Raw genomic sequence first — 10,059 nt, 5'->3', positions numbered from 1 at the left:
GCCCCCGCAACCAAAACAACAACCCCCGCCAATGGCGGGGTTTTGTCGTTTTAGTCTTGGGTCAGCATTCGAACCTGCAACCTTCCTTGGCTTATGAGCCTTCTCATAACTTGAAGGCTGAAGACGTATAGAAAACGTGCCAGTGGCACGTTTTTAGTCTGAAGGTCGAGCACGGCGGAGCCGCGCGCAGACTGCGCAAGGGCTATAAGCTCACGTCTAACCGACGCCATAGGCCGGAGCTGCGCGAGCAAAGCGAGCGCTAATCCTGCCCCCGCAACCACTTCTGTTATCAATCGCTTCTTTGCGAGATATAATAACGTCCTAAATCAAAACACCCCGCTTGGCGAACCCGAGCGGGGTGTTTGTCTCTGCTGTAGCCTTATTTGGTAAAGGCTTGCGGGTTTGGGGAGAGGTATCAGACCTTTATACCGAACAGTTTTTGCGCATTCCGGAAGGCAATTTTTTCCTTGGCTTCACGGGGCAGATCCACTGCCCGAAACCAGTCGGTTCCCTGCTTCATGTCTGCAAACGGATAATCGGTTCCAAACATCACACGATCCACACTGATGTATTTCAACAAAAGATGAAGCAGCTCATCCTGGAAAAATGCGCTGGTTGTGTACCAGAAATTGTCATTGAAGTACTGGCCGATGGGCTTGTTCAGGGAGCCTTCGGTCACATCGCCCAAATCTTCGACGATACGCTCAAAGAAGAATGGAAGGCCTTCTCCCATATGGCCGATGATCATTTGCAGTTTGGGGAATCTGTCGAACGTTCCTGTCATGATCAGTCGAAGACATTGCGTAAGAACCTCCTGGTGCCAGCCATATCCGGAACCGCTGAGAATGTAGTCCTGATATTCGTCATTATATCCTGGCCGCATGATGCGGTAGTAAATGTCGAAGACTTCCTTGGGCGGGAAACCCGGATGCAGGTATATCGGGACATCAAGTGCCTCGGCCCGCGCCAGAAGGGGCTCAAAATCGGGATGGTCGAGAAACTTTTTGCCAATAAAGCCATTGGTCATGGCGCCGACAAAGCCATCTTCGCGAACGGCGCGTTCCAGTTCGTCGGCTGATGCCACCGGATCCTGTAGCGGCAAGGTTGCATAGGCCTGGAACCGCCCCGGATAGGTGACCATCGGGCCTGTGGCAATCATCTTGTTGAGGCGATAGGCAAAATCGATGCCTTCCTGACCCGCGAGATCCTGCACACCGGGCGTATGTGCCGAGAGGATCTGCATATTGATCCCTGCCTGATCCATGTCACCGATGCGGCCGGGGCCAAGTTCGGCAAGACCGGTTTCCTTGAGGTATTCCACGTGATCATCGTTAATCGCGTTCAGCGCGATCAGTTCGTCGGTGGTATAGGTCTCTTCGGTGGCGATAAAGGGCAGGTCCTGGTCTCGCAAGGCGATGGTCGATTTTTCTGCCGCAGTGGTGTTGGCGGCATTGGCGGGTGCGGCCAATCCGGCACCAACACCAAGGGCCGCAGCACCACTTAGAAAGCTGCGGCGTCCTATTGCGAGGTTCCCTTGGGGATTTTCGGTCGGTTTCATATCAATTTCTACTCCGCTATTACGTTGTGTCGTTCGGGGGGCTTTCGTCATCATCGTTCTTGGGATCGAACATTTGTGACGGCAGCCCGGTAGGCCTAAAACCAATGGAAAGGGCAGGCGCTTCATTCAGACGGCCTTTTGTGGATCGACTTATGCGCGTCCACGTCTGAGCAAATATCGGATCAATCGGCAAAAGGTCTGCGATTGCTGGGGGTGGGGCAGATCGCAAAATCGTAGCGCGGGAAAAAGGACAAGCTGTCTTTCAGCCGCTCAACCGCTTCGGGCAGCCGCTCAACCGCGTCGGGCTAAACCGGGACTCCCTATTTAGGTTTGGCACCTAGGGCAGATAGAGCACAGGTGTCAGCCATCCCTTTTCCTGCATCACTTTGATGCCTTCCAATACCGGTCCAGCAGCCAGAAACCACATCGCATCGCGCGTCGTGGTTAAAAACAGTGACGGCTTGCACAGCAGTGTTTCTTTATCCCGCCAGCGAAACCAGGTCGGCCGAAAACGCGGCACAGTATTGGTATAGCGCAGGAATGCCTTGCCAAAGCGTTCTGATAACAGCACCTCTTCTTGCAAGACCACATTGCGAAACACCATCCAGCACACGGCCGCAAACAAACTGGCGAGCACGATGCTGCCGGTCTGGGCTCCGACACCAAACGCCCCGATTATGCTGAAAAGATAAAGTGGATTACGGCAGCTTGAATAAGGCCCGGTGGTGACAAGCTCTGTGTTCTTGCGCCCGCCGATATAAAGGGAGCACCAGCCACGTCCGATGATGCATACGTAAATCGCAAATAGCCCAACGGCTTCGATCATGTCGTGAAGCGCGCTCTGCCGATCGGTCAAGGACCGAGATCCGGCAACGAGTACCAGCAGAACCACAACACCAAGCCGAAGAATACGTTTTCTTCGGCGCTGTATGGTTCGCATGCCGGCGTCATCCGGGGGCGTTCCCGACACCGCATTACCGGCAAAACGGAGTGCTGTAGGGGGGATCATAAAGTTCACTCTTGCCAAATCAAACTGCGGTCACTTCTAGCGTTAGCAGGTTGATTTTGGCGTCCAGTGCTTCACATTCGGTCGTTCGGTTGCAAACTCAAACCTACTCAACCACCCCATCAACAACACCAGCCTCGATCAGCTCCGCCACCTCCGGGAACCAGATCCCGGAATGCGGGGCGAGGAAGGCTTGCTTAAGGAAGCTCTCGGCAATGCCCTGGCTGCGATAGAAGGTGATTTCCTTTTCCTGCTGGCCCTTGATGTCATAAAGCGGGACGGGGTAGTCGAGATCGATTTTGTATTGATGAAAGCCCAGCCGGGCATCGGGGCCAAGGTAACGCTTGGCACCACCGATGAAGGCGGTCGTGCAGGCGGAACTGCAATCGGCAAACACATAGGTGTCCAAGCCCCGATCCCGGATCAGGAAGCCGACACCGCGCCCTTCATAGACATGCCCGCCATCACTGTGCAGGACAATGCCGGTCACACCCGGATTTTGATCAAGCAAGGCGGCCAATCGCTGCGCCATGCCGAGGGTAAAGGTGCCGGTGATGTAAATGCGCGTGTTATCGGGGCTGAGGGTCAGCGCATATTGGCTGGCGCGGGCATCTTCAAGCTCGGTCAGATTGACCGGTATAAACCGCTCCGGGGCGAGTGCACGGAAAGAGGCCGCGATGCTGAGTACGGTAAAGACCAGACACAGCCCGATCACCCCATAGGTCACAACGGTCCAGATGTTGGCGAGAATGCTCGATTGATGTTGGGTGGCGCGCAGTACGCCGACCACCTGCCAGACAAAAACAACGCCATGAAAAAGAAGAATAAACGCAATCGTCGCGATCAGCGCCGGGATGCGGTCAGGGATATAGGGCGGGAGCGTATAGCGATCGGCAAACAGGATCAGAGCCCGGATCAGGATCAGGTTGACGCACAGCGCGAATAATAGCGCGTGCTTTCCTTGCCAGTGATCCCGGAAATATCCCAAGTGAACTTTCACCCTAACTTTTTGGGCCTCCATTGCCGAAATAATATAACACGCAGCTCAACAGGGCTTGGGTGGTGCGCAGAATACAAATTTAAATGGCAGTTGTGCTCAAGTGTATTCTTTGGGTGGAGCGCGCAACGTCTTCCAAAGAATGAGAATGACGGTGGCTAGCAAAGGGTTCGTAATCCTCACCTGCATTTTTCCATATATGTTCAAGAGTATAATCTCCGAACAGTTCGACGCCCGTGAGAAGAATTACCGGGTTTGTGGGTTCCCTGTTTGATGAAAAGCGCTTAGTCCAGCTCACCAAGGAGCGAATTAAGTTCTTTTCAGCTACCGTAAACTTGTCTCGGAGAACAGTAATTACAATCACTGCTCCCGGGAAATGAGAGGCAATTTTCTTTATCTGTGAGATATCTTTCTTTTTTATCAATTCACCGTTACCAAAGGATTTAGCTTCGCCTATCACAATTCTAGGATTGTATGTCTCTCCGTACAGTTCTTCAGAAATCCAGCCAAAATAATCTACCTCACATAAATCTCCGCCCGGTAGCTTTATGCTGAGTGCTGGCGAGAATACAGATTTATTGTTCGAACGATGATAGCCGCTGAGAGCGTTAATAGCGAGTAAAGCCCCATATGAGCCGCGCGCGTAATCGTGCACTGCAAATGGACCTATAACTCGATAACTCCACGAAACATCATTCGTATTCGGCGTTCCTTGTGGAAAAGGATAAGTTGCAAGGCATCTTTCACACGTCAATTGATAGCTAACTTGATCAAGGTCATGCCAGTTGGCATCAGTGCAGTGTGGGCACTTGGTTGTTACTCCAAGTCGAATAATACGGCTGTCGGTGAATTTGGAAATATCAGCCCGTGATAGCGGGCTCGTTTGCTTGCGGATTTGAATCAATTTGATCCATTCGCTCACTGGTTTTGCGCGAGGACCAAACAACTCTTCATCGGTATATCGCTCTTTGTCTCGTCGCCTTTTGCGCCCGGCCATCTCATTCAAAAGGTGTAGAGTGTTTTGGTCCTTTAGTAAGTGGATGCCCCATAAGCCACCAATGTGGTGAAGTACTTGTTTTGCGATATGTCCCGGTTCAGAGAGTCTTGCTTCACAGCCTAGGTTTTCTAGATAGGAGATAACCGCATCTTCTTGTTTTGAAACTACAATTGATGTTGTCGAATCTACGTAAGACTGGGCAAAAGACCAACCGCAACGGCCAATGACGACCATTTCTCGATGAAAAGTTAGGTGAGGCCAGTACGGGTTTTTAACGTTAAAGGGATATGATGTAGCATGGGTCGTGTTAATGCTGTCCAGGTCGACTTCGTTGATCCATCGGCTGTGATGCCCTCCACCTGCAATAGTTGCGAAGCTCGGTTGAAGTGACTCAAATTTAATGATCGAGTTATCTTTCGTCTCGACCTCTAGCGTTGTTCTGCGCTCTGCCGCTCTGAGTTCAAGTCGATTGTATCGAGGGCCGACATTTGGGTGTTGTGCTCGCCAAACCTCATTACGGAAGAGTTTGGTAGCCCAAGATCCAGTAGGTAGGTTTTGATCAACTTGTGAGAGTGCTTCTTTGGCTTGATCTTCTGATAGTGTACGAGAGAACTCTATCGTTGTCTTATGCATTAAACCGTTCGGATTCCCTTGCAAGGGACGGTAATGGTTCCGAATAAACTCGTTGACGTCCTGGACAAGCTCCTTCCACCAAGTAATTGGGATAGGTAATACGGGGGAGGCTTCAAGACGAATATTCCAAAGATCGATGATGTCGAGGCTGCTTTCTGGATCAAAAACATACACAACTGGGTCGTGTTGCCAACCTCGGTTAAGTTCTAACTTATATGATGTTGCGGACAGTGGCGTTTCTGCATGTTCTCGATAGACTTTACGCCAAGTTTCTGGTGAGGCTGTTACTTCGGATGGATTGAATACGCCGCGGTAAATATCGTAGAAGTACTTAGAAGCGTTTTCCGATGGATAAAGACCAAACATTGCTTCAGAAAGTCCGTTCGAACTCTCTTCTTTTACATATAGACTCTCATTTTTATCACGTAAAACGAACTGGCGTTCTCGTTCGTACCGTTCGTGTAAAGCATCGGTAATTGACTGGCTCATGGCTAGTTCGGAATAGGAGCGATAGCTTTCAGGTTGAAGCATTCTGTTTAAGCTAACAGACCTGGAGCCGATTGAGCTTTTGTCTTTAAAAGCATCAAGTCCACACCGCTCTAGAAGTCCTGGTTCAGCTTCCACATACGCATCAGGTTCGAAAAAATCTAAGTATCCCTGAGCAATCGTTTTGCCGCTAGGTTGGGGGCTGCAGCTATTTCGCCAAGCAGGTGGTGCCGATCTGAAGACCGGAATAATTGGATTAAATCTTCCACCCCACATGCAGCAACAAATGCGCATGAATTTTCGAATACTCGTTAAATCTGTTGGTCGCACCAGAAGTGCAATTCTGGTTGGTCGAAGGCGAATGGTTGCATGTAGGTCAATCAAAAGCGATCTCAGGTTTAAGTATGCTCGTTTAGATGTATGTATTATAAATATTAGTAACGCATGCTATTTGCAATCTTTGGGTGATATTCTGCGCGCTCGAATACTGCAAGTGGGTGGAGTTGTGCCACTTTTAAAGTTCTTGATCTGAGGGAAAATGGCGTCCTGTGGGGTAGATGCAAGTAAATACTCCAATAGGAATATCTAGTTTCGCACTTCAGTTGTTGCGGTTTTGAAAGGGAGGGGAAATGACAATTTGCGAAAAATGTAGGCCGAAAATTCTTGGCGCGTTCAAAGTGGTTGCTGGTCAGCATGGAGCACCAACAAGGAAAAGTAATACCAGACGAACTGGCATTCTTGGGTCCAACAGGTGCTCCTCTGGTTCGTTGCGAGGTGATGCTAGAGAAGCCGTTAGCCAGAGAAAGGGCGGTCTTCTGTTTGGGCGAGAAAGTACTCGTTTGGCGGTTTCTGCCGCTGTGACTAAAGATGATGCTGGGCGTCCTATGCCTATCATATCTATTGGTCGCCTTAGGCGATGCAGCATATGTAAAGCAGCCTACTGGGTGTAACTGCGAGAGCTAGTTTTTCGGTCTGTTTTGGATAGCTGGTAAGGGAAGGGTTTTATGAAGAAGTTGTGTAAAGAATGTAGAGATATTGAGCTTGTTGAAGAAAATTCTAATCCGAATGCTATGTATCGTAATATGCAATTGATTGTCGATAGATTGGAGTGTTGTGATAAGTGTGGGGAATATTACTGGGTTATTAGTGGCGAGAAGAAATAGTTATGAAAGTTGGTTCTAGAAAAGGGGTGGATTTATGAAGGCGGATCCAGAAAAAGTAGCAGATGCATTGTCTGATTGGGTTGGAGAGGAAATTAAGAATACGACAAAAAGATATCACGATCTAGGTCGGTATATGTTTACAGTTTCCACCGGTACGGTGGCATTTATTGTTTCAGTGAATTCAGTTATAAATCCAGGTGATAAAGGATTTACTGCAGCTAAATTGTCATTCTTTTGGCTTGGGATTTCACTAATATTTTCCGTGTATATCTTGTTGCCAAAGGAATGGCGTTTGGATGGTTCCATTGATCTTGAAGACAAGCTTCATGAACTGGTGAAAGACTATCGTTTGATACTGTTGTGTTGGTTTGGTTTTTGGGTTGTTGGACTTGCTCTTGGATTGTTTGATTTGGCTGTACTGCTCTAAGGATTATTTGGCTTGGTTTGGTTTCTAATTATACACCCCCGGCCTCAGACCGGGGGTGTTCTCACATCAGAGCCCTAAAGCTCCAAATCACATCAAGTCATCCGCCCTCACGCCAGATCAAAGCGATCGGCGTTCATGACTTTGGTCCAGGCAGCGACGAAGTCTTTGACGAACTTCTCGTGGTTGTCGTCCTGGGCGTAGACTTCGGCGTAGGCGCGCAGGATCGAGTTGGAACCAAACACCAGATCCACGCGGGTGGCGGTGTATTTGGTTTCGCCGGACTTGCGATCAACGATGTTATAAAGGTTGTCGCCAGCCGGTTTCCAGCTGTAGCCCATGTCGGTCAGGTTGACGAAGAAGTCGTTCGACAGAACACCAACACGATCGGTGAAGACACCGTGCTTGGTGCCGCCATGGTTGGTGCCAAGGGCGCGCATCCCACCGATCAGGCAGGTCATTTCATGCGCGGTCAGGCCCATGAGCTGTGCACGATCGAGCAGCATTTCTTCCGGTGAGACGACATAGTCCTTTTTTGACCAGTTGCGGAAGCCGTCCGCAAGCGGCTCAAGCACGTCGAAACTATCGGCGTCGGTCATTTCATCGGTGGCATCGCCGCGGCCCGGTGCGAACGGGACGGTGATGTTAACCCCGGCGTCTTTCGCGGCCTTTTCAACCGCGGCCGTACCGGCGAGCACGATGAGATCGGCAATCGAGACTTTCTTGGCAAGGCCTGCCTGGAAGTCCTCAAGCGCCTTGAGGACCTTGGCAAGGCGTGCGGGTTCGTTGCCTTCCCAGTCCTTCTGCGGGGCCAAGCGAATGCGTGCGCCATTGGCACCACCACGACGATCCGAACCACGGAAGGTCCGGGCACTGTCCCACGCGGTGTTGATCAGATCGGTCGCGGAAACGCCAAGGCCGAGCAGCTTGGATTTGAGATCGGCGATCTCGGACTCGCTCAGCGTGTAATCAACCGACGGGATCGGGTCCTGCCAGATCAGGTCTTCTTTCGGGACGTCCGGGCCGAGATAGCAGGCTTTCGGGCCCATATCACGGTGGGTCAGTTTGAACCATGCACGGGCAAAGCAATCGGAGAAGTATTCAAAGTCGTTATTGAATTTCTCGATGATCGCACGATAGGTCGGGTCCATCTTCATGGCCATGTCGGCATCGGTCATGATCGGCATGCGGCGGATTGACGGATCTTCGACGTCAACCGGCATGTCTTCTTCTTTAATACCGATCGGTTCCCACTGGTTGGCACCGGCCGGGCTTTTCTTGAGCTCCCACTCATAGCCCAGCAGCAGCTTGCAATAGCCGTTATCCCACTTGGTCGGGTGGGTGGTCCAGGCCCCTTCGATGCCCGACGTCACGGTATCGCGGCCAATGCCACGCTTGGTGTGGTTCATCCAGCCAAAGCCCTGTTCATGGACATCGGCGGCTTCTGGTTCGGCTTCCAGCAGGGATGCATCGCCATTGCCGTGCGTCTTGCCAACCGTGTGACCACCAACGGTGAGGGCTGCGGTTTCTTCGTCATCCATTGCCATGCGGGCAAAGGTTTCACGCACCTGGGCGGCGGTCTTGAGCGGGTCTGGCTGACCATTCACCCCTTCCGGGTTCACATAGATCAGGCCCATCTGAACCGCGGCCAGCGGGTTTTCCATGGTGTCAGGCTTGGAGACATCGTCATAACGATTGTCAGAAGGGGCCAGCCATTCGCGCTCAGCCCCCCAATAGGTGTCCTTTTCCGGGTGCCAGATATCTTCGCGGCCACCGGCAAAGCCAAAGACCTTAAGACCCATCGACTCATAAGCCATGGTGCCGGCCAGAATGATCAGGTCGGCCCAGGAAAGCTTGTTGCCGTATTTCTTTTTGATCGGCCAGAGAAGGCGGCGCGCCTTATCAAGGTTGGTGTTATCGGGCCAGGAGTTCAGCGGGGCGAAACGAAGGTTACCCTTGCCGCCGCCACCACGGCCATCGGCCAAGCGGTAGGACCCGGCAGAGTGCCAAGCCATACGGATCATCAGCCCGCCATAATGGCCCCAGTCAGCCGGCCACCAGTCCTGGCTGTCGGTCATGAGATTTTTGATGTCGGTCTTGACCGCTTCAAGGTCGAGCTTTTTGAATTCTTCGGCATAGTTGAAGTCTTCACCATAGGGGTTCACCTTGGTGTCGTGCTGGTGAAGAATGTCGAGATTAAGCGTCTTTGGCCACCAGTCGCTTACTGATTTGCCCGTCTCGGTCATGCCACCATGCATTACCGGACATTTCCCTGCGGTATGTTTTCCGTCCATTTTTTCTCTCTCCGTCGTGGCTGAGATGTTTTAAACAGCTCCTGGACCCGTATCGCGTGTATCGCGCGGTCGTGGGACGCGTTGATGTGTTGCGCCCGTTTGTTGTTTCTCCCTGACCTAGTTTAACCAAAACCAGCACCATGAAACCAGAAGTTATGCGTTACGGTTTCATGTTGAAGGTAATCATCAACTCAGGGATCGCAATGCGACACGGGGTAATCAATTTTGCGCAACGGGTTTCCCATCGCTTTGAGAAGGCTAACAACGATACAGGTAATAGGGGAAATAGTTATTTTATGTGTTTTCGATAGTTTTTATCGATGAATTGATTTGAGGTGGCGAAAGTGCCGGTTTTGGCCGGGGGCGGTTGGGGCCGTGACATTTACAATCAGTCGGGTAGACTGTGTTCGAGTTCACAGTCTTAAGGCCTTAAACATACGGGGTTTTCTTGCCCCTTCATGTTGCCTGGCCAAATCATCGCCCCACAGAAAGCGGAAATCC

The 10,059-nt window shown here is 51.2% G+C and carries 6 protein-coding genes; 1 reads left to right on the top strand and 5 read right to left on the bottom strand.

Going from position 1 to position 10,059, the window contains the following annotated elements; genetic code table 11:
• Positions 1–415: 415 nt before the first annotated feature.
• From TH4_RS14760 to TH4_RS14745, 4 genes are all read right to left on the bottom strand, one after another.
• Complete coding sequence (locus TH4_RS14760; protein ID WP_064781696.1) at positions 416–1,558, bottom strand: amidohydrolase family protein; 1,143 nt, start codon at positions 1,556–1,558, stop codon at positions 416–418.
• Between the two features lie 337 nt (positions 1,559–1,895).
• Positions 1,896–2,567: a methyltransferase family protein gene (locus TH4_RS14755; protein ID WP_083997119.1), complete on the bottom strand. Its 672-nt coding sequence runs from the start codon at positions 2,565–2,567 to the stop codon at positions 1,896–1,898.
• 103 nt (positions 2,568–2,670) lie between these two features.
• Positions 2,671–3,552: a COG3904 family protein gene (locus tag TH4_RS14750; protein ID WP_157097762.1), complete on the bottom strand. Its 882-nt coding sequence runs from the start codon at positions 3,550–3,552 to the stop codon at positions 2,671–2,673.
• 91 nt (positions 3,553–3,643) lie between these two features.
• A complete protein-coding gene (locus TH4_RS14745) occupies positions 3,644–6,061 on the bottom strand; it encodes a hypothetical protein (RefSeq protein ID WP_157097761.1) in 2,418 nt (805 codons plus the stop codon).
• 813 nt (positions 6,062–6,874) lie between these two features.
• On the opposite strand from TH4_RS14745, the gene TH4_RS20680 reads away from it, so the two are divergent.
• Positions 6,875–7,267, top strand: a complete 393-nt coding sequence (locus tag TH4_RS20680; RefSeq protein ID WP_157097760.1) for a hypothetical protein — start codon at positions 6,875–6,877, stop codon at positions 7,265–7,267.
• A 107-nt stretch (positions 7,268–7,374) separates the two neighbouring features.
• Here the strand turns inward: TH4_RS20680 and katG are convergent, their stop codons facing one another.
• Complete coding sequence (gene katG, locus TH4_RS14740; protein WP_064781693.1) at positions 7,375–9,558, bottom strand: catalase/peroxidase HPI; 2,184 nt, start codon at positions 9,556–9,558, stop codon at positions 7,375–7,377.
• Positions 9,559–10,059 lie beyond the last annotated feature (501 nt).

Origin of the sequence: Thalassospira tepidiphila MCCC 1A03514, assembly GCF_001662875.1 — a bacterium.
GTDB lineage: Bacteria > Pseudomonadota > Alphaproteobacteria > Rhodospirillales > Thalassospiraceae > Thalassospira > Thalassospira tepidiphila.
The sequence above is the reverse complement of the archived record's forward strand: the minus strand, read 5'-3'. Positions and strand labels throughout refer to the sequence as shown.

What these genes read in the sequence shown, in the direction of transcription:
- TH4_RS14760 (WP_064781696.1), bottom strand. Translation starts at nt 1,558, where the DNA reads ATGAAACCGACCGAAAATCCCCAAGGGAACCTCGCAATAGGACGCCGC.
- TH4_RS14755 (WP_083997119.1), bottom strand. Translation starts at nt 2,567, where the DNA reads ATGATCCCCCCTACAGCACTCCGTTTTGCCGGTAATGCGGTGTCGGGA.
- TH4_RS20680 (WP_157097760.1), top strand. Translation starts at nt 6,875, where the DNA reads ATGAAGGCGGATCCAGAAAAAGTAGCAGATGCATTGTCTGATTGGGTT.
- katG (WP_064781693.1), bottom strand. Translation starts at nt 9,558, where the DNA reads ATGGACGGAAAACATACCGCAGGGAAATGTCCGGTAATGCATGGTGGC.